The organism is Fibrobacter intestinalis (assembly GCF_900167415.1).
GTDB classification, from domain to species: domain Bacteria; phylum Fibrobacterota; class Fibrobacteria; order Fibrobacterales; family Fibrobacteraceae; genus Hallerella; species Hallerella intestinalis.
The window spans coordinates 1-26,615 of the sequence record NZ_FUWU01000023.1; the positions used below are offsets into that span (position 1 = coordinate 1).

Genomic DNA, 26,615 nt, shown 5'->3' on the forward strand with positions numbered 1-26,615 from the left:
GATCGTGATACCGGACGTCCCGAAGAAAAACGCGACTTACTACCAGAAGAAAAAGGCTCACAAGCTTTTTTGCAAGAGGGCAGGCATCGAGCCTATCAACGGCCACCTGAAAAGCGACCACCGTATGGGCAGAAATTTCTACAAGGGAATCTTTGGCGACATACTCAACGCAAAGCTTGCAGCAGCAGCGTTCAACTTCAAGAGGGCCATGAGGCGCTTTTTTGCCCTGTTGGAATGGCTATACTGTTTTTGCCTTCTGTGGAACGGAATGAACAAAAAATGCGAACGTCCTTATCTTGCGTTCGCAAAGTGACTTTTTAAGGGCTGACTATATAGTCGTTTCAAAAAATCCTTTGAATTTGTTTCAGGAGCGTTTGCAAAATTTCCCATCTGCACATTTTGTAGCTTTTGACTTTTCTCCGTTTGGGTTATCTCTAAAAATCGTGCATGGTGTATAATCCCTTTCAAAAAACTATATTCTCTCTTGTGTTTAGCTTGATGCGTTATCTTATTTTTGAAGCTTTTCGCGGTTGGAAAGAACACCGGACTGTTGTATTTCCGTCCTTGGTGACGATTTTTCTCTGCGCCGTTCTTTTGGGGCTTTCGGGCGCTTTTTTGATGGGCGCACATCGCCTTTCTCAGGTGGAAAATCGGCTTTATCGAATCGAAGCTTTTTTGAAAGATCCCGTTTCCGAAGATTCCGCGATGAGTTTGCGCCGGCAGCTGCTGATGGTGAAGCAATTTGAATCTGTCGATTACAAAAGCCCAGACGCTGCGATGGAAGATTTTAAAACGCGGTTTTCGGGAGACATGCTGGACCTGGTGACGGCAAATCCACTTCCGGCTTCTTTCATTTTCACTTTGTCCCCGCGTTATCAGGAACCGGTCATTTTACATGAATTAGTGAACCAGTTGAAAAAAAATCCGGCATTCGATGCGGTGGAATCGCCGACGGCTTTTGTGGACAGGATTGCGGAATGGAAATTCCCTTTGATTTTTTGGCCGATAGCGACGACGGTTCTGATTTTGGTGACGCTTTTTTTGATTATCGGAAATGCGGTGCGTCTTTCGCTTTTTTCGCGCAAGCTTCTGGTAGAAAACATTAAATATGCGGGCGGGTCATCGTTTTTTATTGAATTTCCCTTTTTGCTGGAAGGAGTGATGCAAGGGGTTTTTGCCAGTGGCGCGGCGGTGCTGCTTTTGCTCTTTGCCGAAAAATCGCTTTGCCGTGAGCTTCCGGTTTTAGCGTATTATCTTTCGGGTTTCGGCTATCTGCTGCTTTTGGTTGTGGTGGCGGTGACTTTGGTCTCTGTCTATTCGAGTTACCGGAGCGTTCGGGAATTTCTTCGGCGGGATGCTTTTGAAAAGTAGGCAAATGTTTTCATGAGGTTCCGTTTTTTATTCGTCGTTTTTTGGATTGTTCTTTTGGGAACGGTGCCTTTGTGGGCGGCGAAAAAATCGACAAGTTCGCAGCTCGCCAAGCAACGGGCGGAACTGAAAAATCTGGAAGCGAATCTGGCGAAGCAGCGCAAAAAAGTTCGGCTTTTGGAATCCGAAGAAAAGGGCGTTTTGAACACGATTGCCGTTTTGGACGAGAACTTGAACCGGACCAAGGAATATGTGCAGGTTCTCGCAAAAAATGAATCCACCATGAAGCAGCTCCTTGCGGAAATCGGGCATTCCTTGGATTCTTTGGACAAAGAAATCGCACGGCGCAATCGAGCGATGCAAAAGCGGATTCGCGAATTGTATATCCACGGAGATCGGGGAACGCCGGAAGAAATTCTGGCCATTTTAAAAGGCGAAACCTCGCCGGAGCGACAGATCTATTATGTGAACCGCATTTTGACCGACGACCGCGAAAAAATGGATCGGCTTTCTTGGCTTTTGCGGGAGCGGGCGCTGAAAAAGCGGGAAGCCTCGGGGCGGCTTTCGGAATTGCGCAGTCTGCAATCCAAAAAGACGGCAGAAGAAGAGGGGCTGAAACAGCAAATCCAGACGCAGGGCGCCGTGCTGGCTTCGGTACAAAAAAGCAAAAGTTTGCAGACCAAAGCGATTCAAGAAATTGAACGAAACCAGAAAACAATGCTTTCGCTGATTCGCCAGCTGGAAAAAAAGCGGGAACAGGAATTGGCGCAGGCAAAGAAAAAAAAGAATTCCAAGAAAAAAGTAACAGGGAAAAATGCGCTTCCCCGTATTCCGGTCAAGCCGATCGGCCCGAAATGCTTGCCGCTGAACGGGAGCATCATCGCGGAATACGGCATGCACGAACATCCGGTTCTGCATATTATGACCCGGAATCTGGGCGTTGAAATCCGAGGGAAAAAGGGCGACAAAATTAAAGCGGCGGCAGCGGGAAATGTGGTGATGGTTACGGAAATCGATGGGCGAGGACCTTCCGTTATTATTGAACACGAGGGGGGCGTTTATTCCGTTTATGGACACATGAGCTCTATTCGGGTAAAAGAAGGCGATCGGGTGGGAAATTGCGAAGATATTGGAACTGTCGGCGACCTCGCTTCGTTAAATGGAATTAAATTGTATTTCCAAATTAGCGAAGGAACCGATACCGTCGATCCTTTGAAATGGTTGAAGAAAAAATGACGAAATTCTGCTTACACGGACCTGAATCCCAAAAGGCGGCCCGAAAGCGTTTGGAAAATGCTTACGCCGCCGGACGATTTCCTCAAGCGTTGCTGATAGAAGGCAATCGGGGAATCGGAAAAAAGGCGCTGGCGATAGAAGTCGCCAGAATGCTTTCTTGCACGAATTCGGAACAGGTGCCTTGCGGAATATGTTCGGGCTGTAGTCTGGCGTCGAATCCCGGAAACACTCACGGTTGGATTATCCCTTTGGAAACAGCGGAAGCAAATGCCAAGTCGGCGACAGATGTCAGCGAAAATTCCAAAGCGAAAACCGTAGAAGATATCAAAGCGGGCTATATCGCAAAGATTTTTGAAAATCCCTATTCGGTATCCTATGTTTCTGGCATTGCGCAAATCGCCGTGGAACAGATTCGCGGAATGACTTCGCAGTTCTCGCTGACGAGCGAAAATTCCCGGGTTGTCATTGTGGCGGAAGCGGACAGGATGAATGAATCGGCTGCCAACGCTTTGCTGAAAACGCTGGAAGAAGTTCCGCCCAATACCTATTTTATTCTCACGTCTTCGGCTCCGGGACGTTTGCTCCAGACGATTCGAAGCCGCTGCAATTCTCTGTGTCTGCCCTCGCTTTCCCTTGCCGAAACCGAAGAAATTTCTCGTACGGTCACGGGAGAATCTTTATCGCCCGATGCTTTGGGGATGGCTCTTGGCTCTCCGGGCATGGCGATGTATTACAACAGCGATATCGCCGAAAATGAAACGCGCGCTTTCCAATTTTTAAAGGACAGCGCAGCAGGCAATTATTCGGATTTGTTTTTTGATTTGGACAAGTATTTTGCGAGGGACGCATCCGCTGTGGATTCGGCCATTGTGATGCTGGACTTTGTGGAGTTTCTGGTGGGGGACGCTTTACGGCTTTTGGTGGGGGAAGCGTGCCGCTTGCCCGATCAGCGACAAAATCTGGAGACTTTGGATTTAGGGCGTTTTGGCTCTGTCGCTTTGGAAAAAGCGATTCTGGAAATCGTATCGGCATCGGAAAAAATCGCCAATCGGAAAAATTCGGTGATTGTCGCTCTGCAGACGCTCTCGATTGGACTTTTTGAAGGCTATAAAAAATGAACGACGAGTTGCTGGCAACATCCATCGCGCACCAGTTGCATGTGCCCCATCTGATCGCCCGGATTCTTGTCGCAAGGGGTTGCGGCTCGCTGTCTGCCGCGTATGAACGAATCCATTGTACGCGGGAACATATTTTGAATCCGCTGGACGAAAAAAGACCGATGCGAGGAATGGAAAAGGCTCTGGACTGGATTCTTGCCGCTAGAAAAAGCGGAGGAAAGCTGTGCATCTTTGGGGATTATGATATGGACGGCCTTACGGGAACCGCCCTTTTGAAAAGAGGCCTTTCGGAAATCGGCATTGACGCCTCCTGGCATTTGCCTTGCCGTTTTGGAGTCGGCTCTGGTTATGGACTTTCGACGGACATTGTGGACTTGATGCTGTCGGAAAATGTCCAGCATCTTTTGACGGTTGATACGGGGATTACGGCGGTAGCAGAAATCGAGTATGCCAAATCCAAGGGCATGAATGTCATGGTGATTGATCATCATGAGCCTTCGGGGGATGGTCTTCCGGCGAGCGATGTTCTGCTCGATCCTTGTCAGGACGATTGCCCGTATCCGAACAAGGCTCTTTGTGGCGCGGGTGTTTCGTATAAATTCATCGACGCTTTGTTGAAGCAGGAAAATAAAGGTTCTGCGGACAAATATCTGGATTTGGTGGCTTTGGGAACGCTGGCGGATTTGGTCGAAATGACTCCGGAAAATCGCTACTTGACACGTCGCGGGCTTTCGATGCTTTTGGAAAGTCGCTGGCCCGGAGTGCGCGCACTGTGTCGTCGGCAATTGGAAAATGCGCCCTATGTGGGCGGGCAAGACGTGCTTTTTCGAATCGCGCCATTGATGAACGCTCCCGGACGAATGGACAAACCGGATGTCGCATTGGAACTTCTTCTTTGTGACGATACGTCAAAAGTTTCGTCGATTTTGGATAGGCTTCTCAAATACAATGAATTGCGCAAAAAAACGGAAGCCGATATTTCCAAAGCGGCTGTAGATTGGGTTGAAGAACGTTACGGTTCGGAACTTCCCCCGGTGCTTGTCGTTGATGGTGAATCTTGGCATCCGGGAGTGATAGGCATTGTTGCGGCAAAGGTTGCGCAGACTTTTAATCGTCCTACCGCTGTTTTGACGGTGGAAAACGGCATTGCCCAGGCGTCGGCTCGGGCGATTCCGGGATTCAACTGGCACAAGGCGCTTTTTGATGTCCGCGATCTTTTTTTGCGCTGGGGAGGCCATGCGAACGCCGCGGGATTCAGCTTGCGGGACAAGGATATTCCCACATTGCGGGAACGTCTGGTGACATGGGCGACCAGTCGAAAAGATTCCTGTTCCGGTGAACCTGTGGAAGAACATTCAGAACGGATTGCTGCGGCGTTGAATGAAATCAATGTGGATTTTATGAATGCTTTGCAAAATCTGGAGCCTTTCGGCGGGAAAAATCCTTATCCGGTTTTATTTGCTGAAAATGTACAGGTCGAAAAATTACGGGAATTGCACGGCGGCCATCTGCAATTGAAATTATCGCAGAGCGGCAGCTCGTCCTTTGCGGGCATTGCGTTCGGTATGGCGAAAGCCAAAAAAATCATTGAAGAAAAGCGGAAAAAAATATCTATCGCTTTTGAACCGTCCTGGAACGTGTTCAATGGGCGAAAAAGCATTCAGCTCTTGATCAAAGAGATTTGTTAGGCTGTGAAAAATTTCTGGTCTATTTGCCGGGAGTTCGCAAAATCTGAATCAATTTGTCTTTGCAAATGTCGATTAGAACAAATGCTTCGAACATTCGAGCCTGACGCCATTTTTTTTCATATTGCTCTTCCCAATTGATGGCGACTTCCTGGGGATTTTCTTTTCCCTTTTGCTCTTCGTTCCGATACCAGACTTCCTTGTTGATTTCTTTAATCAAATCCGCCATGTCCGCTGCGGGCTGAAGGGAACCGCGAACAAGCAGATAGGCTCTTAGATTGTCCAGAAGGACTTCGTTACTCGGTTCGGAACTATCTTCTTTGGAAATAATCCAGACGCGGTTCTTGTGGCGTTCTGCAAAGCCCATCAAGCGTTCTTCCACTTTGGCAAGCTCGCCCTTCTTGTATTTGGCTTCGACCGTTTCACGGGGATAGTAGATGGAATCCGGATAGTATTCGATCATGGTTTTTCTAGTGGTAATGCCCGAGGCGGGACTTGAACCCGCACGACCTTGCGGTCAAGGGATTTTAAGTCCCCAGTGTCTACCATTCCACCACCCGGGCAGGTGTGAACGCACTTAATATAGAAAATTGAAAAGCGAAAAGAAGCGTCAAATGGCAAAAAGTGGTCGCCCTTTTCGTTTTTTTTATACAAAAAGGGAAGGTCAAAGGATTAGCGGATCCTTTCTGCGAGAGCGCGCCCTTGAGCAATTCGCTTTGCCATGCCGATGCCGTCAATGCCGTTTCCGCCCATCAGAATTCCGGGGTAAGCCTGTTCGATTCCTTTGTAGGCTTTTTCTCGAAGAGGGGTTTTCTTGTCGTATTGGGGAATCGCATGCTCGTGCCGGGTGATTTCAAAAAGGTCGGGTTCAAAATGCGGAATCTGCATGATGCTTGCGACTTCTTTGCCGACCATTTCCCGGAATTGCCCATCGTTCAGGTTCAGAAATTCCGGATGGCGAAGCCCGCCGACAAAAACGGCGAGAAGCGCTCCCCCTTGCGGTGCGCGATTCTGGAACAGGGACGACATATACAGAATGCCCAGGATGTTTCGCTTTTCCTTGGAGGGCATCAAGGCTCCGAATCCGTTCAGCGGAAGACCTGTCCAATGATTGAAACCGATAGCCGCTTCGGCGACTTTGGCGTAAAGAACCTGCGAGGCGTTGGGAAATTTTTCTTGTGCAAAGGGCAGCGCTTCGAAAACGTGGTCTGCGCCCGCTGTGAAAATCACACGGTCGAAAGGTCCGAAATTTTTTTCGCCGACTTGAATTTGGTATTCTCCGGCGGCAGGGATGACGATCGGATTGGCGTTCATCACAAAGTTCTCTTTGCCGATGTCTTTTTCGAGATGTTCCGCAAGAACGCTGAGTCCGCCTTTGGCTGAGAAAGTTTTCTTGGACGCTTTTTTGTCGCGATCGGTTTTGGGCTGTTTCATTTTGGCGATGGAGCCTCGAATAAAACTGCCATAATCCCTTTCCAGATTATAGAGCTTGGGCAATGCGTATTTGGGAATCATATCGTCCGGAGTGCCAGCGTACACACCGGAAACAAACGGATCAACGGCGTATTCTAGAATGGAATTCCCAAGCCGTCTGCGTACAAATGAAGTCAGATTTTCTTCGGGGTCAGTTCCGCGCGGACGAAATGGCTCTAGAGGCATTCCGAATTTGTCTTTCCAGGAGAAAAGAGGCGTTGCAAGTCCGCTCAAAGGTCCCGTTGGAATGGGGTGCAGTTTGCCGTTTTTTAAAATGAAACGATTGCCGGAAAGTCTTGGAGCCTCTTCGAGCAGATGATGAATATTCAAATCTTCAAAAAGTTCGGTCACTTCGGGAAGGCTGACAACGCCTGTGCTGGGTCCGGTTTCATAAATGAATCCATTTTGGGAAAGCGTCTGCATAACGCCGCCGACATGGGATTTTTTGTCGAAAACAGTGACCGCGTTTCCCGCTTTTTTGGCGTAGAATGCCGCAGAAAGGCCGGTGATGCCGGCTCCGATAATTGCAACCTTTTTCATAGTGCTGCTAAAGTAGAAAAAATGGGTCGCGGTGACCGCAAGCAAAAATTCTGAATGAAAGTTTTGGGATTATATACAATTCTTCACGAAATACCCGCAATTAAATTTAGTTCTCAGTTCCCAGTTCTCAGTTCCAACTCCCAACTTCCAACTCCCAACTTCCAACTCCCAACTTCCAACTCCCAACTTCCAACTCCCAACTTCCAACAAATCCCTAACCCCTAACTCGAGAAATATGGACGAAAATGGAAAAGTTAATTTGTTTGGAAAATCAGATTATCGAAGGCTTGGCGGAATGCTTAAAAGTTTGAATAATAGAATCGAAGGATTGATTTTTGCAAATTCGAGCAAATGTTTATAAGCGGGAGTCGCTATTGCACAATCGGAAATCGTTTGCCAACGTCGCTTCAAATGAAGGAAGGGCGGATTGGCTTGCGATGGCGGGGCTTTGTTGCATTCCAAGTTCGGATTTTAAAAAAAACGCTTGCTGCTTGGAACCGTATTCGGCTGGCTTTCTTTGGCGAAAACCTTTTCGGGAGCGCATTATTTGCTAATTTTGTGGCAAAATTCAAAATCGAGGTTCTTATGACTTTTGAAGAAATGTATGCGCTCGCCTGTCAGCGAAAAAAGGAAATGCCCGAAGGCAAGGGCACGACTGAACTTTTCAAGAAAGGTCCCCATGGAATCGGCAAAAAGCTTGTGGAAGAAGCTGCTGAATCTTGGATGGCCGCTCGATTTGAATCGCATGATGCTCAATGCCTGGAATTGTCTCAGGTGCTTTATTACGTCGCCGTGATGATGGCGGAAAAGGGAATTAAACTCGAAGAGGTGTATGCGAAATTATGATTAAGGTGGCTCTCCCGAACAAAGGAATGCTCTTTGAACCGACTCAGGAGCTTCTTAAAGAATGCGGTTACAAGGCGACAAAGCCGTATAAAACGCTGACCCAGATAGACGCGAAAAATGATATCGAGTTTTTCTTTTTGCGTCCCAGCGATATTCCGATGTATGTCGGGCGCGGTATTATCGACGCGGGCATTACGGGAATCGATTTCAACGCCGAAGCGAAAAGCCCTGCGGTAAAAGTGTTGGATTTGCCTTATGGTGCATCGAAGATGTGCGCGGCGGTTCCGAATGCGAGTCCCGTCCAGACGTTGGAAGATCTCAAGGATGCGACGATTGCGACCAGTTTTCCAAACATCGTGAGCGGCTACTACAAAAAGGACATGAATTTTGTCGTGCTGGAAGGCGCGGTAGAAATTTCCGTGAGCCTAGGGGTCGCCAATGCGATTGTCGATGTCGTGGAAACCGGGACGACATTGAAGCAGGCCGGACTTCGTATTGTCGGCGAACCTCTTTTCCGCAGCAACGCCGCGTTGTTCTGCCATCCGCAAAAGCAGGATTTGGAAGAAGTCCATACGCTGATTCGCCGGATTGAAGGAAAGCTCGTCGCCAAAAATTACATGATGATCGAATACGATTGTCCTTCCGAAATTTTGGATAAGGCGTGCAGCTTGACTCCGGGGCTAGACGCGCCGACGATTTCCAAATTGCATGGACGCGACTGGTATGCGGTCAAGGCGATGGTTCCGCAGGACGAAGCCAACGCGATTATGGATAAACTTTGGGATGCCGGTGCCCGCAGCATTCTGCTCTTTGCCATCAAGTCCGCTCGGATTTAATTCGGATGAGTCCAAAAGAATCTCCAGCTTATTTGGCGCGGCAGCCGATTTTGGATGCGCACCAGAGTATTTTCGCTTATGAACTTTTGTTTCGGGATTCTCCGAACAACAAGGCGGTAATACACAATGGCGTTCGCGAAACGGCGCAGGTCTTGGAAAATGTCTTGAATAACATCGGGCTTTCCAAGTTGGTGGGAAACCACAAGGCATTTATCAATTGCAGCCGAGAAATGCTTTTGGACGGAATTTTCAGTCCATTGGATACGGAGCGTTTTGTCCTTGAAATTTTAGAGAGCGTTTCGGCGGATAAAGAAATCGTTGCTGTCGTGAAAAAATACCATTCCCGCGGATTTGATTTTGCGTTGGACGATGTGGTTTTTGAAAAGGAAAATCTAAAACGCCTGGAGCCGTTTTTTCCTTATGTGAAATATGTCAAGCTGGATTTGATGGAAAATTCTGCCGAAGCTTTGAAAGCGGCGGTGCCTTATTTTAAAAAGCGGGGCATTTTGCTTCTTGCCGAAAAGGTGGAAACCGAAGAGGATTTTCAGGAACGCTTGAAAGACGGCTACGACTATTTTCAAGGTTTTTTCTTTGCGCAGCCCGAAGTGGTTCAGGGCAAACGTCTGGACGGTTCGCTGGCCTTTATTTTGCACTTGCTGCAATTTTTGCGCGGAGAGCCTTCCTTTGCCGATATAGAAAAGGTCTTTTTGCAGCAGAGCGCCCTTTCGAAAAGTCTTGTCCAATACGCCAATTCCCAAAAATCGTTCCGCCGTCGTTCGATAGAAACCGTTCAAGATGCCATCGCCTGGCTGGGGATTCCCCAAATTCAGGATTGGTTGATGCTCTTGCTTTATGCTCAACCGGAAATGGAGCGCTTTGCCCAAGGGACGCCGCTTTTTCAGAATGTTTCGCAACGGGCGCGCTTTGTGGAATCGCTTGCCGAAATCATCGACCCGGACGGTCCTCTTCCCGCACAGGCTTTTATTACGGCGATTATTAGTCGGATGGACGCTCTTGTGAAAGCGCCGATGCCGACGATTCTCGAGGATTTGAAAGTCGATAAGGAAATTACCGGTGCGCTTTTGCACGGCTCCGGGAAATTGGGAACATTGCTGGCTTTGGCGGATGCTGTGGAAAACGATCGCAATGAACGGATTGGAACGCTCTTAAAAAGGCTTTCCCTTTCGGCGCAGAATCTTGCGGACTGCTTGAATGCTGCCTATGGATGGAACAGTCATGGTTGAATCGCCAAGTCTTGAAAAGCTGGTACAGGAATTTGCCGCCCTTCCCGGAATCGGAAAAAAGACCGCTCGCCGATTGGCTTACTTTGTACTGAATCGTCCACGTCAAAATATCGAACCGCTTTCGGCGGCGATTGCGGACGCCTGTGAAAAAGTCAAGCGTTGCAGCCTTTGCCATTCCTTTGCCGAAGAGGATCCTTGTCCGATTTGCCAATCGAGAAGAGGGGCGAAAACCATTTGCGTCGTCGAAAAATTTTCGGACATCTTGCCGTTTGAAAATGCGGGCATTTATCATGGGCTCTATTTCGTTTTGGGAGGAGTCCTTTCTCCGTTAGATGGTATCGGGCCTGAAAATCTGCACATCCCGCAGCTTATTCGTCGTATCGCGTCCGAGGGAATCGAAGAAATCATTTTTGCTTTAGGTTCCAGCCCCGAAGCGGATTCGACAATTCTTTTGATTGACAAACTTCTTTCCGGCAGTCCGGTAAAACGTTCTAATTTGGCTCGGGGCATTCCGATGGGCAGCGAATTGGAATATATTGATGAAGTCACCGTTTTGCGTGCATTTGAATCGAGAACTGGATTATGATGGTAGAAGCGGAATTTATAACGGCAGCGACAAAACCGTCGCAGTTTCCTTCGGATGGACTTCCTCAGATCGCCTTTTTGGGACGTTCCAATGTTGGCAAATCCTCTCTTTTAAACGCGCTTTCCGGGAAAAAGAAGCTCGTCCGGATTAGTTCTAAACCGGGAAAAACCAAGGAAATCAATTTCTTTAAAATCAACCAGGCGTTTTATTTGGTGGACCTTCCGGGCGTTGGCTTTGCCGGCGTGAACTTTGAAAAAGTCCGGGAAATGGAAGTCGGCATCCGATCATATGTGGAAAATGCCAAGGAGCTTCGCGGCATCATTTATTTAATCGATTCGAAAATCGGCCCGCAGCCCATCGACGTGGAAGTCATTGAAAATATTCGTTCTCTTGGCTGCCCCGTACTTCCGGTGATGAGCAAATGCGACAAGGCGAATCAGTCGGAACAGGCCAAAACTCGCAATGCCATTTCTCGGATTTTTGGAAAAGATGTTCGCCCTGTTCGAATCAGCGTTCTCCGTAAAATCGGGCTGGATGAAATCTGGCAGGAAATTCTTTCGTCTGTTGCCGTCGAGGTAAAATGAAAATCCACAGAACACTGGATGATTGGAGTTTTTTTGGCTCGGTGTTCAACAAGCTGGGACGCTGTTTCCTCTCGACCGTTTTTGGAAAACAGTTTTTTCTTTTTCTACAGACGATCCATTCGATTTTTGCAAAAGAACGCAATTTCAACAGGGACTTGCGGCGGATTATTCGACAGGTTTACTTCACTGCGGTTGAAATTTTTCCAGTCCTGTTTGTCGTCGCGGCTCTTGCGGGAACGATTACGATTGTCGAAGCGCTTACGGTAATGCCCCGTGTCGGCTTTTCAAGTTCTTTTGGCGGTTTGATGGTGGCGGTCATTATTCGCGAAGTCGGACCGATTTTGACCGCTTTTTTGATCGCGGGACGCAGCGGCTCGGCACTCACGACGATGATAGGAACCATGGCCATCAATTCCGAAGTGGACGCCCTTTCGACTTTGGGAGTCAATCCCATTCGCTATCTTGTCATGCCCGCGCTCATTGGCGGCGTTATCGCCATGCTGATTTCCAATGTACTGTTTTCCGTGTGCGGAATTTGCTCTGGCTTTTTGATTACGAAATTTTTGATCGCCGTTTCTGGGGAATCGTTGAATTTGAACATCTCTTGGCACTTTTTGTCCGGAGCGATTCTTTCTTCCCTCACTCTAACCGATTTTGTACTGGCAATAGTCAAACCGATTTTTTTCGGAATCATCATTTTTATCAATGCCTGCTATCGTGGGCTCACGATTCGACGGGATATTCGCCAAGTGCCCAAGGCGACCTCCTGTTCGGTCATCTATTCCTTTTTGTATGTGATTGTTGTTGATGTTCTGTTCTCGTTCTTTTACATCTTTGACTATGCGACCCAGATGTCGAGAATTATTTAAGGATTGGGCGTGGAAATGGCTGTGGACATTGCGGAGAAAAGATGAATCAGGGCGAAGCTTTACGGATTGAAAACCTGCATTTTCGCTATCCGGGCGATTCGGAAGACTTGATCGAAGGTTTGAATATGCAACTGGGCCGAGGCGAAATCCTTTGCATTGCGGGCGCTTCCGGCCAGGGTAAAAGCATGCTTCTCCGTTTAATTGCGGGTCTGGAAATGCCTAGCGATGGAGCCATCTATTATTTTGGCGAATATCTTCCCGCCTCTTTGCATTCGGCTTTGGAAGTCGCCGAGCGTGGCGTGGAATTGATTTTCCAGAATGCGGCCTTGATTTCGAACCTGAACGTTCGGGACAACATCTCGATGCCGTTATATTATCATTATCGGGGAACGGACGAAGAAATTGAAGCCCGCGTCAATATGGCTTTGGATTTGATGCGGGTTCGCAGTGTGCAGGATCGTTTCCCGCACATGTTGAGTTCGGGGGTCGCCAAACGTGTCGCTATCGCAAGGGCGTGGGCGATGGACCCGAGGCTTCTTTTGATGGACGAGCCGACATCGGGCCTGGACAATTATAATCGCAATACGCTGATACCATTGATTGACAATATGCAGGCGATGTTCAAAACGTCTTTGATCCTGGTGACGCACGATCTGCTGATTTCTAAGGAGCTGAATGCGGACTTGTGCTTTTTGGAAAATAAAAAACTTTCCAAGCGTTGCAAGTTTGACGAATGGCTTCGTTCGGATTTGCCGATTGCGCAAGAAATGTTTCGCAATCTGCGCGATTTTTTATAAGCGGGAAAATTTTGAAAATGAAAATTTTATTTTTGAAAACGTTGAATCGATAAGGAGATGGCAGGTTGTTAAAACCGGTGCGAAAGATCAACTGGATGGAAATGTCAGGCCTGCTGGTCGGCGTGTTCATTACTTTTGCGCTGATGGTCTTTCTATTTGTCTTTTATGCCCGCTTGACATCGGCCGGGGTCATCGGAGTCGAAGAATATAAACTCTATAGCTTCTTTGAAAAAGCGCAGGGATTGCATCCGGGAACGGAAGTCCAAATCAACGGTGTCCGGGTGGGGCAAGTGTCGAATTTGAATATCGATGCCTCTGGATTGGTCCGCATGGAATTTACCATCCGGAAGGAATTCCAGCCGTGGATTACGGACAAGGCGATGATTTTTGCCATTCGCGACCAGAACGTGATTTCGGAACGCGTCGTGAATATAGACGTTCGCAAGGGCGAAGGAAGGGTCTTGGAAGACGGCGACATGATTACCGGCGGGAAAGCGCAGGACATCGAAACGGTTTTGGAAACGCTGAACGAAGTGCTGGAACGCGTTACGGTTTTGATAGACGCCGCCGATACGCTTGTCGCATTGACCATGGACACCAACACGACAATTGGCGCGCTTCTCGGCTCCAAGCTGGTTTATGAAAAGTTGAACACCCAGCTGGATCGCCTTGACTATTTCTCGTATGAAGGCATTCGGCTTTTAGATGTCCTTTCGGGCGAAGTCCCTCGCATTTTGTACCGTACGGATTCCCTTACCCAGAAGCTTTTCTCCATGACGAACGAAATGGAAAACGTGCCGCAGAAAATCGACAACGCGTTCCTTTCTCTGGATCGCTTCTTTGGACAGATGAATGGGGCCATGGATTCGTTGAACCGGATGGTGGGTGGTGTAAATGGGCTGGTTTCGCAAGGCGAAGAAACGCTTTTGAATGCGGACAACCTGATTGAAGGCGCGTCCAATATGTGGATAATCCGCCGTTCATTGCCCAAGCGGGATTCCGTTCCGTTTGTTGCGGAGGACGTCTGGTGATGCGCCGCCTTTTCGTTGCGATTTGTTTCCTTTCCACTGCGCTCCTTGCCGCCGATTCTCAAAATTTCGCTTTCCGTGCGGACAAGGCTCTACAGGCGGGAAAGTTTGCCAAAGCAAATGGGTTGTACGAACGGGCGCTGCTTTCTTCTCGAAAGGAATCGGACATTGTTTCGGAAGGGCGCATTTTGATTTCGATGGCGATGCTCCGCGTGCAGAGTCTGGATTTGAACATGGCGAAGGATTTGCTGAAGCTGGTTCGTAAATCGGATTTGGATACCAATACGTTGGGCGCCTATTATCTTGCGTGGATGGAACTCTATCTGGAAGAGGAAAATTACGACAAGGTCATCGATATCAAATACTCGCTTTCGGAAAAGTTTTTGAAAGAAATTTCGGGCGGATTGCGAGGAGGCATTTTAAATGTGGCGGCGATGGCGTTTGCAGGAAAGGGAGACGCTCAAAACGCGCGGCTTTATTTGAAAGATGCGGATGACGCTTTGGATGGGGAAGCTCCGGGCAAGATGGCTTTCGCTTCGGCGCGGGTGGCGCATTTGCTGCAGGATGACGCTGCGGATTCCCTTTACAACGAGGCTTTGCAATTTGCCGTTCGTGCCAATCGTCCGTTTATGTCCGCGACGATCCTCTATTACCGCGGCTTGAACGAAAAACGCCCGGACATCGCTCGGGATTACTTTGTACGCAGCGCGAACGCTTTTGAATTGCTGGGCCTTCGTCGGAACAGCGAGCGGGCGAAGGCGGGACGGTAGATTCGTAACGAGGCAAAAGGCGATTTTGTCGTTTTCAAAATGCAGCCTTTATTTTATAATCCGCTTGGCAGATAAAGTGTGCCATAAATAACAAATATTTTAAGTTGTATTGAGTTTATGTACAGAATTTTTCTTGTTATTTTCTTATTTTTCCTTGTTTCTTGCTCCTCCGATGTCAAAATGGAACAGGATATTTTGGCGTATCATATATACAGCCAAACAGATTTGGATTTAAATTCAAAGAATAAAGAAAATGTTGCGTTACTAGCAAAATCCTTTGGAATGGAGATGCCGGACGTTGTTGAAGTTTTAAATCATATCCTTTCAAAAAAAACGGGTAGTGCTCTGCGGAGGGATTTTAAAACAGCCATAGAAGATAAAATGACTTTGCTTGAACGTCATAAGGTTAATGAAAAAAATCGGAAGGATTTTGTTATCAATGTTTTAGGTCCCTATTTGAATCTTTTGTCTCGTAATGAACTTCAAAATGTGGGCTTGGAATCATTTGATTTTCAGAATAGAATTTGCAAATTGTTTGGAAAGTTCTTCCCTAATAAAATACATAATGCCTTGGATTTATTTATTGGCAATGTTCGGTTTTATTTTGATGGCGGTTCATCTTCGGTAAAATTCTTGCATATTCTTAATGAGACTATGATGTCGCAGGATTATTATGTGGATTTTTCTTTTAGAAGTTCTGCAAATATTTTGATAATAAAGGAAGAAATTCTTCCTGAAACTTGCTATGGAAAATTTTCCATTAGAATTTTGAATTTAAAACGAATTATGCCGGGACTATTGCAGCCTAAAACGGGGTATTTTAGAATCGGGAGCAATACCGTTATTCTTCTGGATGATATGATTGCTATTGAAGCGGAAGAACTGATGACGGAAATGAAAACGAAAGGCTTTGAAAAATATGCAGATGTTCGTTTTACGAAATATTGGCGTTCTATAGGGTTGAATCTAGATGTGTCAAAAGCGAGCCAAAGTTATATGGATTTGATAAGGCGAGATTTAGAGGGAAAGAAATTTGCTTATATCAAAACCGCCCTTCAAATGGATGTGGCTATTCATGAGGCAAAGCATCTAGCAGATAACATTGAGCATCCCGAATTGACGTTGAATATTGATCGTGAATTTTCAGCGCATATGACACAGGCTTATTTTAGCCCCATTCCTTATGTTGCCCTGTTTTCAGTAATCAATCGGATGCAGCAATATGCAATGTTTCATAAAGTGTCTGCATTAAATGACGTTACTCGAAGATTGTGGCGGATGGCGATTCGTTCCGCAGAAGATTCAAACTATTCCATTCAATCGCTCCGCTCTGATTTGATGAACTTGTACTTAGATTTCAGAACCATTCGCGAATACGCAAAGTTTGAAGCCTTAGACGACTTCGGAAAAATTGTCGAAAAAATGAAGTTTGGAAAATAGGCTTTGAACTCAGCTGTAATTCAATAAGCCTTTCGCGGGATTTTGGATTGGGGAATATGCCATGATTTTTTTCCTCCCCCTACTTTTCATTTGCTTTCGTACTTATTATAGCCGCTATATAATGAATCACAGGAAGAATGTTGTGTCAATGCGTTTATTGCCGTGTTAAAGAATGCTTCTTAATCGTCAAATAAAGGCCTGTCGCTGGTTTTCATTCTCATTTATTTATGAGATTTAGCACATTATGCAAAATTTCATCTATACGCTATAACCTTGCTTAAGGCTTTAAACCCAAATTTCTAAATGTTTGCGAGCGAAGCTGTTATGAAACTTGGCAATTTATTGACTTAGTCAAGTTCAGGGTGGCGGCTCGCATAGGTTGGTAGGCTTGCCGTACCGCTTTTAATTTTTCTTGACAGCCAAATTTTTTATATTTCACGTTATGAACGATATCGGCAAATTTAAAAAGTCATTTGAGACGTCGCTGAATGAGTTTGTCGCTTCTTTATCTGAAGTTGTTGCCACTGAGGACGGAAGTTGGACGATAAAAGGATTTATTGATGCTTACAAAAACATTTATACCATTTCTGCTGATACGAAAATTATTTCTAAAATTTTAGAAATACATTTATTTCCTCAAATTATGGAATTTGCTCAACGATTCGGTTATAAAGTCGTTCTTGCCGATAAGCAAAACTGGTATCCTGATTTAACATTTGTCTGTGAAGAAAATGAAAGTATTAAATTCGCAGTGGATATAAAGACGACGTTTAGACGGAATGGGAAAACTGCTGGCTTCACCTTGGGGAGTCATGGAAGCTATTTTAAGGAGAGAAACAAAAGTAAAAATATTCAGTTCCCTTACAATCAATATGCTGCACATTATTGTCTCGGTATTGTTTATACAAGAAATGAAATTCCTGATTCGGAGCAATTAAATATCTATAAAACGGAAGAAATAGATGCTACACAATCTATGGTTGGCTATAGAAAAGTTACGCGTGTCAAAAAGTTGGAATCCATTGTTTCTGTCATAAAAGATTTTGATTTTTTTGTCGCTGAAAAATGGAAAATAGCAAGTGATAAACAAGGCTCTGGAAATACAGCCAATATAGGTTCTATAAGTGATATAGAAGATTTAAAAGAAGGGAATGGTGTATTTTCTTCTCTGGGTGAAAAAATTTTTGACGAATATTGGATGAATTTTGGTACAGCGGTTTTGATAAAAGATGGAAAACCTCTAAAAATTAAGAACATCCGAGATTTTTTAGAATTTAAGGGGCGTTTGGACCTTCTCGAAAAAATTAATCCAAAATATTTGCCAAGGAACTAAAGATGTCTGTTATAGTTCCACCAATAAAAAGTCAGGGAATCAAAACCAAGCTGGTTCCTTGGATAAAACAATGTCTGCCTTTATATAAAGGAAAATGGATTGAACCATTTATGGGAACGGGTGTTGTTGCTTTTAATTTAGCAGGAGAGCGCGCCGTACTAGCTGATACGAATCCCCATATCATCGGTTTTTATAAAAAAATTCAAAACGGGGAAATAACGGGAGGTAATGTTCGTTCTTATCTTGAACAAGAAGATATTTTGCTGCGAAATTCTTCAAGTGAGGGCTATGATCATTATATTGAAGTTCGCAAAAGATTCAATTCCGGAGAATATTCGCCGTTCGATTTTCTTTTTCTTTCTAGAGCAGGCTTTAATGGAATGATGAGGTTCGGAAAGAAAGGGAACTGGAATATTCCGTTTTGCAAAAAGCCAAACCGTTTTGCTCCTGCCTATATCACAAAAATTGTTAATCAGGTGAATAACGTTGCATCGATTATCAAACCCCAATGGAAATTTTTGAATCAGTCATTTGAAAAAACGATTCTTGATGCTCAAAAGGATGATATGATTTATTGCGACCCTCCCTATTATGGTCGTTCTGTAGATTATTTCAATACTTGGACAGAAACGGATGAAAAGAAATTATTCGACTTGTTAAGAGAATTTAAGGGAAAATTCATTCTTTCTACATGGCATCACAGTGAATGGCGTGCAAATGAAATGATTGAAAAATATTGGAATCATTTTAACATTGTTACAAAAGACCATTTTTATCATAATGGTGCTCATTTGGAAAATCGCAGAAGTGTGGTGGAAGCGTTAGTTTGCAATTATGATGTGCCTAAAGTTATTGAATTTTCCAAAAAAATTTTAGAAAATGAACAATTAAGTTTGGCTTTATAGTTTCTTCATCGAAAGCAGCTTGTTGAACGCATCGTTCGGATTCATGGAACGCTTGGAAAGCCTTTCCAGAATATTTTTGACTTCTTCTGCCGCGGAAGTATCCTGTTTTAAAACCCGCAAGGTTTTGGGAGTGAAGCCGTGGACAAAATCGCTGTATTCCGGATTCATGACGTCGTTGATAATCATTTCGAGCGCCATTTCGGTCTGCATCGTGTTCAAGGCAAAATTGCGGTAGATGGAACGGATATGTTTGGGAATCGTCGAGTCCGGGCTTGTCGAAAAAGGTTCCATGATTTTGGAAGCTTCTGCATAGTTGTGAGTCGGACCGTTTGCCAGCCGGAGCGCCAGATAAATCGCCAAACGCCAGTCTTCAGGATAAACCCGAGTGCCTCGCCGCATGACGATAAAATCGGTGGTGTCCGCTTCGTCGTTGTGCGTGATTCCGCCTACGACTTGATACGGCGTGTAGAAAAGGGAATCGAGCTGGGTCGAGAGGTTGCCGACATGGGAAAGCCAGGAGTAGGAATTTCCGGTGATATAGCTTTCGCCGAGATCGATGACCCCGCGAATCCAGAACAATCCGGCTGCGGTTACATTGTGCCCCATGGCGAACGCTTTCGCATAATTCGCCTTGGGCAGAAATTCTTCTTTTTGCGGGAGTTGCGGCAGGGGCTTTGCAAAGTGGAATGCGCCCGCTACAACCAGACAGGAAAAAAGAATGCACACAATATATCGCATATCGGTAATGTATTTAATTTAGCCGTTAATGGAGGGCTTCCGCTAAAGATTCCATCGCATCGACGCAGGCGGCGGCGTATTCCGCTTCTTTTCCGCTTCGCTGCCAGGCGAAATTGAGCCCGCTGGAGCTGTTGAGCACGTGGAAGTGACGCTTGCCTCCGCCATTTGCAATGGCTTGCAGAACGGTTTTGGCGTCTCCGCCTTGCCCGCCAGGAACGCCGGGGATGGAAACTCCGGGAATCAGGAACGGGATTTCGTGCTGGGCCGCGACAAAGAACGAGGTGATTTTTTCGAGTTCTTCGGGGTGCGTGGCTCCGACGACGGCTCCCAGATTGCCATTGTCCCATTCGACGAGTTTTTGGGCGACTTGGAAAAAGGCTGTGCTGTCTTTGACAGGCATGTCCTGAAAATCGGCGGCACCTTTGTTGCTGGTGCGCAAGAGAGCGTAAACGCCTCCGTTTGCCGGATGTTCCAGAAATGGCCCGACGGAATCTTTTCCCATCCACGGGCTGACCGTTACCGCATCGGCTGCGTAAATGCGAAAGGCTGCATCAGCGTAGGCGGCACTGCTTTTCCCAATATCCCCGCGTTTGGCGTCCAGAATGACGGGAATCCCTGCGCTTTTGTAGGCGGTAATCAGGTCGTGCAGAACCCGCATTCCTTCAATGCTTACGCATTCGTAGTAGGCGCTGTTCGGTTTGACGACGGCGGGCTTGACGTTCCGCTTTTCGCATTCTTCCAGAATATCCATATAGAAGAAGCGGATTTTGTCTTCTGGAGTATGGACTTGGGAATGCCTGCGTTCAACGGGCATCAAGGACAGCTTGGGATCCATGCCCAAGCAGATGGGATTTCCGCATTCGGCGATGCGAGCTTCAAGACGGTCGGAAAAAAGCATCAGGCGAGATCCTTTTGAATTTTTGCCATTTCGTAGGAGAGAATCCCGTGGGCCACGGAAACGTTCAGGGATTCCAAATCGCTGGACATCGGAATTTTCACGGTTTCATCGGAAATGTCGATCAGGTGCTGGTCGGTTCCTGCGCCTTCGTTTCCGACGAGGAAAGCGACTTTGCGGAGTTTGCGCGGTTCGATTTCGGCGAGACTCTGCTTGCCGTGTAAATCCGTAGCGATGATCGTGTAGCCAAAAGAATGCAGCTCGTTGATGGCTTCGATCAGATCCCTGTCCTTTTCAAATGGAACCCGAAGGAATGTGCCCGAGGAACCGCGGACGACTTTGGGGTTGAACGGATTGACCGAACCCTTGCCGATGATGATTCCCGACGAGTTGAACCCGAGGCTGGTGCGGAAGATGGCACCGAGATTGCCAGGATCTTGAACGGCATCGACGAGCGTCAGAATGCTGCGGCTCTTTTCGTAGTTCGGTTTGGTGCTGGCGGAGCGGCAAACGGCGACAACGCCTTGCGTGGTCACTGTCGAAGAGAGACGCTTCAGCTGTTCTTCGCTGATAACGTGGATGTCCACTTTTGCCGTGCGGGCCTTTTCGATAGTGGGCTGCAGATTGGCAAGCGCTTCGTAGGTTTCTTCACCCAGGGAATTTAAAATCGCTTCGCCGTTTTCATCGACTTTTCTTTTTCCGGCGACGTAGATTCCGATAATCAAATCCAGATGGTTGGCGAGGATTTCTTCGACAACACGAACGCCTTCCGCAATAAATTTGCCTTCGCGTTCTCGCCCTTTTTCTGTAGTGAGAACGAGGAGTCGGCGGAACCACGGCGGATTTGAACCGGTGGATTCGGGAAGAATGTCCGGGGAGTCGGCGAAATTTAAAACGGCGTCTTCATCGCGGACGATTTCTTCGTCGTCAATGCTCTTGTTTTCGGGCTTTTGGCGGAAAATCGGACGGTCGTCTTCTTGGAACGGATTGTCTCCGAAGCGGCGTGGGCGTCTGGAATCCTTACCAAAGCTTCTTTCGCCGTCTCGGTTGAACGGTCTGCGTTCCCTGTCGCCGAAGGACCTGCGTTCGCCTCTGTCGAAGCTTCTTTCACCGTCTCGGTTGAACGGTCTGCGTTCCCTGTCGCCGAAGGATCTGCGCTCTTGCGAACGTTCGTATGCGCGGCGTTCGCTGCGGGTTTCTTTTGCATCGGGATCGGGAACTTCGGGACGTCTGCCAAATCCATGGTCTGCGGGATCGTCGCTGACGCCGAATTTGCCTGTAAAAGTCTGCCGGACAACGTGTTTTGGGGAGTTGTTGTTTTCTTCTGTCATAGCTCTTTCAATAGTTTGTTTGCAATGGACGTGCCGTCAATGCCGAGCATCCGATACAAGTCCGGTATTTTTCCGTGTTCTACAAACGCATCGGGAAGTCCGAAACGCATCAGCCTGTGACCATCCAGATTCAAATCGGAAAGCAGCTCGGCAATTTCTGAACCGAATCCTCCGACGATGGAATTGTCTTCCAGAGTGACGATGGTTTTGTGCGATTGGAACAAGGTGCGGTAGCTTTCCTTGTCGAGCGGTTTTACAAATTGTGCATCCACCAATGTGGGATTAAAACCGTGTTCGGCAAGAATCTTCGCCGTCTTTTCGAGTTCGTGCAGCATAAAGCCAACGCCTAAAAGCAGAATGTCTTTACCTTGCTGCAGGATTTTGAATTTTCCAAAGGGTATGGGTTTTGTTTCTGCGTGGAGTTCCGGAGAAAGGGCGGAGCCTCGCGGGTAGCGGATGGCGACGGGGCCTTCCATGTCAATGGCTGCGGTCAGCATATCCCGAAGATTATTTTCATCGGAAGGAGCCATGATCGTCATGCCCGGAATGGAACGCAGATAGGTGAGGTCGAGTGCGCCGTGGTGAGTGGGACCGTCTGCACCGACAAGTCCCGCACGGTCAAGAATGAAGACGACGTGCAGATTTTGCAGGGCGACATCGTGAATCATCTGGTCGTAGGCGCGCTGGAGGAAGGACGAATAGATGGCGACGACGGGAATCAGCCCGCCGCAGGCAAGTCCCGCGGCAAAAGTGACGGCATGCTCTTCGGCGATGCCGACGTCGATAATCCGGTCGGGCAATTCCTTTTGCATGATGTCCAGGCCGGAACCGTTCGGCATAGCTCCTGTAATGCCGACGATTTTTTCGTTCTTTCGGGCGAGTTGCAGAAGCGTATTTCCAAAGATGCTGGTTAAAGAAGGAAGCGGATTTTTTGGAGAAAGCACTTCGCCGCTTTTGGGATCAAACGGAGCGGAAGCGTGCCAATGACTCGGGTTGGATTCCGCGAGTTTCATACCGCGGCCTTTTTCCGTCATGACATGGATAAGGCATGGACCCGGAATGGATTTTACCCGCTCCAGAATGGAAACGAGTTCTCCCGTGTTGTGACCGTCAATGGGTCCGAAGTAACGGATTCCCAGATCTTCAAAAAATTGCCCCGGCTTTAAGGCGCTCTTGACCGCTTTCTCGGTCATTTGGAAAAGCGAACGAAAATGATGCCCGATGATGCCCGGAATTTTCGCCATGACCTTGTCTATATCCGAGCGGAGCTTGTTGTACATCGGGTCGGAGATGACGCGGTTCAGGTATTTGGGAAAACCGCCGACGTTGGGCGCAATGCTCATCTTGTTGTCGTTCAAGATGATGGTCATGTTCTGCTGGGAAATGCCGGCGTTATTGAGTGCTTCGAAAGCCATCCCTCCAGTCATGGAACCGTCACCGATAATCGCGACGACGTTGTGATGCTGGTGCAGCTTGTCTCGGGCGACCGCATAACCCAAGGCCGCAGAAATCGATGTGGACGCGTGCCCGACGCCAAAAGCGTCATAGGGGCTTTCCGAACGTTTGGGAAAGCCGGACAGTCCTCCTTGCTGACGAAGCGTTTCGAATTTGTCGTAACGCCCGGTGAGCAATTTATGGACGTAAGCCTGGTGACCCACATCCCAGACGAGAATATCTTCGGGAGCGTTGAATACGTAGTGCAGAGCCAAAGTCAGTTCGACAACGCCCAAGCTGGAAGCCAAGTGCCCGCCGTGAGTCGCCACCTGGTCAATGATTTTCTTGCGGATTTGTTCTGCAAGATTGTCCAGCTCGGAGATGGAGCAGCCCTTGATATCTTTAGGAGATTGAACGTCTTTGAGCTGCATTACTTAACCCGTGTGATGATGAATGCGGCAATGGCTTTAAGGATGGTTGTGTCCCCTTGCAGGCCTTCGAGCTGCTGGAGGGAATTTTCGTAGAGTTCCTGCGCTTTCTTCCGGGAGTTTTCCAACCCGATTAATGCGGGATATGTCGCTTTCCCGCTGGCGATGTCGGAGCCGGCGTCCTTGCCAAGGACTTCCGTTGTAGAAACGATGTCGAGAATGTCATCGACGATTTGGAAGGCTAGCCCGATAGCTTTGCCATAGGCTTCGACTTTTTTCACTGCGTCATCAGAAGCGTGGGCGAGTTGGGCCCCGATGACGAGGGATGCTTCGATGAGCGCAGCCGTCTTGTGGTAGTGGATGTAATCGACGACTTCTAGCGAAACATCTTTTCCTTCGCTATCGATATCCGTCATTTCTCCGCCGATCATACCGTAAGTTCCCAATTTATGGGCGAGGCTTTCCATGGCTTTCGGGTTGCCGGTTTTTGCCATTAATTCAAAAGCGAGAACGCAAAGGGCATCGCCGCTCATGACAGCGGTCGCTTCGCCGAATTGCTTGTGGGCGGTCGGTTTGCCCCGGCGAAAATCATCATTGTCAATGCACGGCAGGTCGTCGTGAATCAAGGAAAAAGTGTGCAAAAACTCCAGCGCGCTCATGGCGTACCAGATACTGTCGCCCTTGCCGCCAAAAAGTTCAAATGCCGCATACGCCAGAGCGGGGCGCAAACGTTTTCCGCCGGCGAAAATGGAATAGCGCATCGCTTTGTGCAGATTGCAGGGAAGATTCGTTTCGGGCGGAAGAAATTCGTCGAATTTTTTTTCGGCGAGCTTGGCGATTTTGTCCAGATAGTTGCGGGCGATATCCGCTTCGTTTTGAAGAGTTTGCATATTTAAAATGTAGAAAATAGCCCGCAAAAAACAACGGCACCGTTTACAGGATGCCCTTGGATGTTTGGAATCGGGGATTTTTAGGGAAGATGCGTTCCGTAAAAGACAATGTCGTCCAGGCTGAGCTCTTGCCCGTTGATTCCAAAGAAATGGATGCGGGTGACGGTGGTCCGGACGCTTTCCCAACCGGTAGAGAGCGAGTCGTCTTGAGGCTGCAAAAAATCGGAAGGTTTGATGGAATATCGGCTCCATGTATTGGACAGGGGAATGTCCGCTGTCCAGGCTTTCAAATTGTCTGATGCAGAATTGTTCCAGCGTTCCAGGGCGAAACGCAGGGAACCCGTCCCTTTGGCAAAAAATGTTACGGAATCCAAGCCGCTTAAATCTACGCCTTCCGCAGAAATTCGCGAACCGAAAATGACGTAATTATTGTTTTGCATGAGAGGCGAAGAGGAGTAGTAGCCGCTGAATACTTTTCCCTGGCGGTCGGCATTTTCGACGACTCCTTTCCAGGCGGAATCCGCAGGGAACGAGATTGTCGCCAGGGACGAGGAATCCGTACTGAAATACCAGGCCTTTTTGGCAAAAGATGCGGAATCTTCAAAGCTTTCCCAAAGTATTTGAACGCTGGAATCTTGTGCGACCGTATCTTGAAACGAGGTGTCCGGTTGCAGTGTATCGGCGGGCAATGTGTCCGTCGGCGTGCGGGAAATATGAATCCATTCCGTGGTTGTCGCCGATTGAATGGATAGAAGCGTATCGGCGACGATGGAAAGCTGGGATTCATTGAGTGCGTAAAGCTTCAACGATCCTGCGGGGAGACCGTGCAGAACAAAATGGCCATTGGAATCGATTCGGGAAAGGATATCGAGCCCATAAACTCCAATCCATTTCGCTTTTTCCGGATCTTCTTGGTTCGCGATGGTTCCCAAAATGCTTCCCGGTTTTTTCAGGATGATTTGGCCCAAGTCCGCAAGGCTATCGGTGATGAAAATTTCTTGCGAGAAAATAAGGCTGTCAGATACAACTGTCAGACGGTATTCGCCGGGTTCGATGGCGTTTATTTCCAGAAGCCCCGCAGAATCGGAGAAATAGTCCGCCGAAATTGCCGCTTGGGAAGAGTCTCGGGCGGTGAAGTCCGTTTTGCGGAGAGCGGCACCTATTGTGTGCGCGGGAATGCCTTCTTCGGTTAGAATTGTGGCGAAAATCCCGTTCGTCGTTTCGCTGCCGGGGCCGCTGGCCTGTGTCGAACTGTTGTCGCAGCCAGAAAACGTTATGGCAAGAATCGCCGGGAAAAGAAAGGTCGAAAAGAATCCCCGCATTTTCATTTTCCGCTCCCTTTTTGCAACAGGGCGATGGGAAAAAATTGCACATTCAGCTGGTAAACGGTATCGTCTCCGGTTCCCTCGCTGGAAAGGCGCAAAAGTTCCCGCCGAAATTCCCGGATGCGCTCCCGCACAAGGTCTATGCTGTTCCTGTTGAATGTCATTGTGGCCGTGCTGATGTCTCGCAAGGGCGGCTTGTGCCTAGAAAGGGATTGCCCTGCCAAAGAAATCGTGTCTTCTTGAAAGCGTCGCACCGCTTCGGAACGCCAGTTTCCTCCTGTGCCGATGAATGTATCTGTCACCGTCCATATTTTATTTTCGTCGAGACGGATCATTTTCAGGGATTTCAGGAGTTTTACCGCTTCTTTCGCTTCTTTCAAGGAAATTTCCGGAGTGCAGGATTCCGCAAGCCGCCGGTAACTTTCCTCGTCGTCGCGGAAAGTGCCGATTCCCAAAAGAGAACGGATCGCGTTGGAATGCCAGTGCCTGTAAAATTCCAGTTCTTTGACGTCTAGCCGTTTGATGGTGACGCCTTTGATGGAAAGCATTTTTTCGTAGTGGTCCAGGGCTTCCTTGTCGCTCTTGGCGCGTCCGAAAAGAACCAATTCCGTCCAGTAGGCACTTTGCTTTTCGTCTAGGGAAAAAAACTTGGCGATGGGCTGGATATATTTAATGGAAAGCTGGATTTTTCCTTGGGTCACTCGAAGAAGATTTCCCGGATCGCCGCCGATTTTTGCCGCCAGGTAACGCCAGGAAACCGCACAATGTTCTTTCTTGAAGTTGTCGAATGCGTCTCGCAGCCAGGCATGGTAATCGGTATAATCAAAAATGGCGTTCATCATTTGAAAAATAACGTCAAAATGGGAAATGAATGCTCAAGGAAATGAAAATTTTGTTGTAAAGAATTACAATGTTC

25 protein-coding genes, 1 tRNA gene and 1 pseudogene are annotated in these 26,615 nt (G+C 47.6%); 17 read left to right on the forward strand and 10 right to left on the reverse strand.

Going from position 1 to position 26,615, the window contains the following annotated elements:
* From B5D40_RS07615 to recJ, 5 genes and pseudogenes are all read left to right on the forward strand, one after another.
* Nucleotides 1-313, forward strand: a pseudogene (locus tag B5D40_RS07615) (hypothetical protein); the annotation flags it as partial.
* Nucleotides 314-498: 185 nt separating this feature from the next.
* Nucleotides 499-1,371, forward strand: a complete 873-nt coding sequence (locus B5D40_RS07620; protein ID WP_078776442.1) for a cell division protein FtsX — start codon at nucleotides 499-501, stop codon at nucleotides 1,369-1,371.
* A 12-nt stretch (nucleotides 1,372-1,383) separates the two neighbouring features.
* Nucleotides 1,384-2,604, forward strand: a complete 1,221-nt coding sequence (locus tag B5D40_RS07625; protein WP_078776443.1) for a murein hydrolase activator EnvC family protein — start codon at nucleotides 1,384-1,386, stop codon at nucleotides 2,602-2,604.
* Nucleotides 2,601-3,722 (forward strand): DNA polymerase III subunit delta', encoded by a 1,122-nt coding sequence (locus tag B5D40_RS07630; RefSeq protein WP_158222210.1) that lies wholly within the window; start codon nucleotides 2,601-2,603, stop codon nucleotides 3,720-3,722. The genes B5D40_RS07625 and B5D40_RS07630 overlap by 4 nt, the downstream gene beginning before the upstream one ends.
* Nucleotides 3,719-5,410, forward strand: coding sequence for a single-stranded-DNA-specific exonuclease RecJ (gene recJ, locus B5D40_RS07635; protein WP_078776445.1), 1,692 nt, complete (start codon nucleotides 3,719-3,721; stop codon nucleotides 5,408-5,410). The genes B5D40_RS07630 and recJ overlap by 4 nt, the downstream gene beginning before the upstream one ends.
* 19 nt (nucleotides 5,411-5,429) lie before the next feature.
* On the opposite strand, the gene B5D40_RS07640 is transcribed toward recJ, so the two are convergent.
* The 3 genes from B5D40_RS07640 to hemG form a co-directional block, all read right to left on the reverse strand.
* The gene (locus tag B5D40_RS07640) at nucleotides 5,430-5,870 is read right to left on the reverse strand and encodes a hypothetical protein (RefSeq protein WP_078776446.1); all 441 of its coding nucleotides are present in this window, start codon (nucleotides 5,868-5,870) and stop codon (nucleotides 5,430-5,432) included.
* Nucleotides 5,871-5,887: 17 nt separating this feature from the next.
* Nucleotides 5,888-5,970: transfer RNA gene (locus tag B5D40_RS07645), tRNA-Leu, on the reverse strand.
* Between the two features lie 109 nt (nucleotides 5,971-6,079).
* Nucleotides 6,080-7,420, reverse strand: a complete 1,341-nt coding sequence (gene hemG, locus B5D40_RS07650; RefSeq protein ID WP_078776447.1) for a protoporphyrinogen oxidase — start codon at nucleotides 7,418-7,420, stop codon at nucleotides 6,080-6,082.
* Between the two features lie 585 nt (nucleotides 7,421-8,005).
* Here hemG and hisE point away from each other — a divergent pair.
* From hisE to B5D40_RS07710, 12 genes are all read left to right on the forward strand, one after another.
* Nucleotides 8,006-8,266, forward strand: a complete 261-nt coding sequence (gene hisE / locus B5D40_RS07655; RefSeq protein ID WP_073306146.1) for a phosphoribosyl-ATP diphosphatase — start codon at nucleotides 8,006-8,008, stop codon at nucleotides 8,264-8,266.
* Nucleotides 8,263-9,102, forward strand: a complete 840-nt coding sequence (gene hisG, locus B5D40_RS07660; RefSeq protein WP_073306136.1) for an ATP phosphoribosyltransferase — start codon at nucleotides 8,263-8,265, stop codon at nucleotides 9,100-9,102. Before hisE ends, hisG begins: the two co-directional genes overlap by 4 nt.
* A gap of 5 nt (nucleotides 9,103-9,107) precedes the next feature.
* A complete protein-coding gene (locus B5D40_RS07665) occupies nucleotides 9,108-10,346 on the forward strand; it encodes an EAL and HDOD domain-containing protein (RefSeq protein ID WP_078776448.1) in 1,239 nt (412 codons plus the stop codon).
* Nucleotides 10,339-10,932, forward strand: coding sequence for a recombination mediator RecR (gene recR / locus B5D40_RS07670; protein ID WP_233126544.1), 594 nt, complete (start codon nucleotides 10,339-10,341; stop codon nucleotides 10,930-10,932). The genes B5D40_RS07665 and recR overlap by 8 nt, the downstream gene beginning before the upstream one ends.
* Nucleotides 10,929-11,516 carry a ribosome biogenesis GTP-binding protein YihA/YsxC gene (gene yihA / locus B5D40_RS07675; protein ID WP_078776450.1) on the forward strand — a complete coding sequence of 196 codons (588 nt, stop codon included), beginning with the start codon at nucleotides 10,929-10,931 and terminating at the stop codon, nucleotides 11,514-11,516. Before recR ends, yihA begins: the two co-directional genes overlap by 4 nt.
* Nucleotides 11,513-12,385, forward strand: a complete 873-nt coding sequence (locus B5D40_RS07680; RefSeq protein WP_078776451.1) for an ABC transporter permease — start codon at nucleotides 11,513-11,515, stop codon at nucleotides 12,383-12,385. Before yihA ends, B5D40_RS07680 begins: the two co-directional genes overlap by 4 nt.
* Nucleotides 12,386-12,426: 41 nt before the next feature.
* Nucleotides 12,427-13,182 (forward strand): ABC transporter ATP-binding protein, encoded by a 756-nt coding sequence (locus tag B5D40_RS07685; protein WP_078776452.1) that lies wholly within the window; start codon nucleotides 12,427-12,429, stop codon nucleotides 13,180-13,182.
* 95 nt (nucleotides 13,183-13,277) lie between these two features.
* On the forward strand, nucleotides 13,278-14,213 hold the full coding sequence (locus B5D40_RS07690; RefSeq protein WP_144319681.1) for an MlaD family protein: 936 nt from the start codon (nucleotides 13,278-13,280) through the stop codon (nucleotides 14,211-14,213).
* The gene (locus B5D40_RS07695) at nucleotides 14,210-14,980 is read left to right on the forward strand and encodes a hypothetical protein (protein WP_144319682.1); all 771 of its coding nucleotides are present in this window, start codon (nucleotides 14,210-14,212) and stop codon (nucleotides 14,978-14,980) included. The genes B5D40_RS07690 and B5D40_RS07695 overlap by 4 nt, the downstream gene beginning before the upstream one ends.
* A gap of 117 nt (nucleotides 14,981-15,097) precedes the next feature.
* On the forward strand, nucleotides 15,098-16,420 hold the full coding sequence (locus B5D40_RS07700; RefSeq protein WP_078776455.1) for a hypothetical protein: 1,323 nt from the start codon (nucleotides 15,098-15,100) through the stop codon (nucleotides 16,418-16,420).
* 451 nt (nucleotides 16,421-16,871) lie between these two features.
* Complete coding sequence (locus B5D40_RS07705) at nucleotides 16,872-17,753, forward strand: type II restriction endonuclease (RefSeq protein ID WP_369832923.1); 882 nt, start codon at nucleotides 16,872-16,874, stop codon at nucleotides 17,751-17,753.
* Between the two features lie 2 nt (nucleotides 17,754-17,755).
* Nucleotides 17,756-18,658, forward strand: a complete 903-nt coding sequence (locus B5D40_RS07710) for a DNA adenine methylase (RefSeq protein WP_073305950.1) — start codon at nucleotides 17,756-17,758, stop codon at nucleotides 18,656-18,658.
* Here B5D40_RS07710 and B5D40_RS07715 read toward each other — a convergent pair.
* The 7 genes from B5D40_RS07715 to B5D40_RS07745 form a co-directional block, all read right to left on the reverse strand.
* Complete coding sequence (locus B5D40_RS07715) at nucleotides 18,653-19,396, reverse strand: hypothetical protein (protein WP_078776457.1); 744 nt, start codon at nucleotides 19,394-19,396, stop codon at nucleotides 18,653-18,655. The genes B5D40_RS07710 and B5D40_RS07715 overlap by 6 nt on opposite strands.
* 25 nt (nucleotides 19,397-19,421) lie before the next feature.
* Nucleotides 19,422-20,294 carry an orotidine-5'-phosphate decarboxylase gene (pyrF, locus tag B5D40_RS07720; protein WP_078776458.1) on the reverse strand — a complete coding sequence of 291 codons (873 nt, stop codon included), beginning with the start codon at nucleotides 20,292-20,294 and terminating at the stop codon, nucleotides 19,422-19,424.
* On the reverse strand, nucleotides 20,294-21,622 hold the full coding sequence (locus B5D40_RS07725; protein WP_078776459.1) for a TrmH family RNA methyltransferase: 1,329 nt from the start codon (nucleotides 21,620-21,622) through the stop codon (nucleotides 20,294-20,296). Before B5D40_RS07725 ends, pyrF begins: the two co-directional genes overlap by 1 nt.
* The gene (dxs, locus tag B5D40_RS07730) at nucleotides 21,619-23,487 is read right to left on the reverse strand and encodes a 1-deoxy-D-xylulose-5-phosphate synthase (RefSeq protein ID WP_078776460.1); all 1,869 of its coding nucleotides are present in this window, start codon (nucleotides 23,485-23,487) and stop codon (nucleotides 21,619-21,621) included. Before dxs ends, B5D40_RS07725 begins: the two co-directional genes overlap by 4 nt.
* A complete protein-coding gene (locus B5D40_RS07735; RefSeq protein WP_078776461.1) occupies nucleotides 23,487-24,374 on the reverse strand; it encodes a polyprenyl synthetase family protein in 888 nt (295 codons plus the stop codon). Before B5D40_RS07735 ends, dxs begins: the two co-directional genes overlap by 1 nt.
* A gap of 80 nt (nucleotides 24,375-24,454) precedes the next feature.
* Nucleotides 24,455-25,702: a hypothetical protein gene (locus tag B5D40_RS07740; protein ID WP_078776462.1), complete on the reverse strand. Its 1,248-nt coding sequence runs from the start codon at nucleotides 25,700-25,702 to the stop codon at nucleotides 24,455-24,457.
* Complete coding sequence (locus B5D40_RS07745) at nucleotides 25,699-26,541, reverse strand: TIGR02147 family protein (RefSeq protein WP_233126546.1); 843 nt, start codon at nucleotides 26,539-26,541, stop codon at nucleotides 25,699-25,701. The genes B5D40_RS07740 and B5D40_RS07745 overlap by 4 nt, the downstream gene beginning before the upstream one ends.
* Nucleotides 26,542-26,615: the final 74 nt, after the last annotated feature.

Bases quoted from the DNA above. Each gene is read 5' to 3' on its own strand.
- B5D40_RS07620 (WP_078776442.1), top strand. From the start codon at position 499: ATGCGTTATCTTATTTTTGAAGCTTTTCGCGGTTGGAAAGAACACCGG.
- B5D40_RS07625 (WP_078776443.1), top strand. From the start codon at position 1,384: ATGAGGTTCCGTTTTTTATTCGTCGTTTTTTGGATTGTTCTTTTGGGA.
- B5D40_RS07630 (WP_158222210.1), top strand. From the start codon at position 2,601: ATGACGAAATTCTGCTTACACGGACCTGAATCCCAAAAGGCGGCCCGA.
- recJ (WP_078776445.1), top strand. From the start codon at position 3,719: ATGAACGACGAGTTGCTGGCAACATCCATCGCGCACCAGTTGCATGTG.
- B5D40_RS07640 (WP_078776446.1), bottom strand. From the start codon at position 5,870: ATGATCGAATACTATCCGGATTCCATCTACTATCCCCGTGAAACGGTC.
- hemG (WP_078776447.1), bottom strand. From the start codon at position 7,420: ATGAAAAAGGTTGCAATTATCGGAGCCGGCATCACCGGCCTTTCTGCG.
- hisE (WP_073306146.1), top strand. From the start codon at position 8,006: ATGACTTTTGAAGAAATGTATGCGCTCGCCTGTCAGCGAAAAAAGGAA.
- hisG (WP_073306136.1), top strand. From the start codon at position 8,263: ATGATTAAGGTGGCTCTCCCGAACAAAGGAATGCTCTTTGAACCGACT.
- B5D40_RS07665 (WP_078776448.1), top strand. From the start codon at position 9,108: ATGAGTCCAAAAGAATCTCCAGCTTATTTGGCGCGGCAGCCGATTTTG.
- recR (WP_233126544.1), top strand. From the start codon at position 10,339: ATGGTTGAATCGCCAAGTCTTGAAAAGCTGGTACAGGAATTTGCCGCC.
- yihA (WP_078776450.1), top strand. From the start codon at position 10,929: ATGATGGTAGAAGCGGAATTTATAACGGCAGCGACAAAACCGTCGCAG.
- B5D40_RS07680 (WP_078776451.1), top strand. From the start codon at position 11,513: ATGAAAATCCACAGAACACTGGATGATTGGAGTTTTTTTGGCTCGGTG.
- B5D40_RS07685 (WP_078776452.1), top strand. From the start codon at position 12,427: ATGAATCAGGGCGAAGCTTTACGGATTGAAAACCTGCATTTTCGCTAT.
- B5D40_RS07690 (WP_144319681.1), top strand. From the start codon at position 13,278: ATGGAAATGTCAGGCCTGCTGGTCGGCGTGTTCATTACTTTTGCGCTG.
- B5D40_RS07700 (WP_078776455.1), top strand. From the start codon at position 15,098: ATGTACAGAATTTTTCTTGTTATTTTCTTATTTTTCCTTGTTTCTTGC.
- B5D40_RS07710 (WP_073305950.1), top strand. From the start codon at position 17,756: ATGTCTGTTATAGTTCCACCAATAAAAAGTCAGGGAATCAAAACCAAG.
- B5D40_RS07715 (WP_078776457.1), bottom strand. From the start codon at position 19,396: ATGCGATATATTGTGTGCATTCTTTTTTCCTGTCTGGTTGTAGCGGGC.
- pyrF (WP_078776458.1), bottom strand. From the start codon at position 20,294: ATGCTTTTTTCCGACCGTCTTGAAGCTCGCATCGCCGAATGCGGAAAT.
- B5D40_RS07725 (WP_078776459.1), bottom strand. From the start codon at position 21,622: ATGACAGAAGAAAACAACAACTCCCCAAAACACGTTGTCCGGCAGACT.
- dxs (WP_078776460.1), bottom strand. From the start codon at position 23,487: ATGCAGCTCAAAGACGTTCAATCTCCTAAAGATATCAAGGGCTGCTCC.
- B5D40_RS07735 (WP_078776461.1), bottom strand. From the start codon at position 24,374: ATGCAAACTCTTCAAAACGAAGCGGATATCGCCCGCAACTATCTGGAC.
- B5D40_RS07740 (WP_078776462.1), bottom strand. From the start codon at position 25,702: ATGAAAATGCGGGGATTCTTTTCGACCTTTCTTTTCCCGGCGATTCTT.
- B5D40_RS07745 (WP_233126546.1), bottom strand. From the start codon at position 26,541: ATGATGAACGCCATTTTTGATTATACCGATTACCATGCCTGGCTGCGA.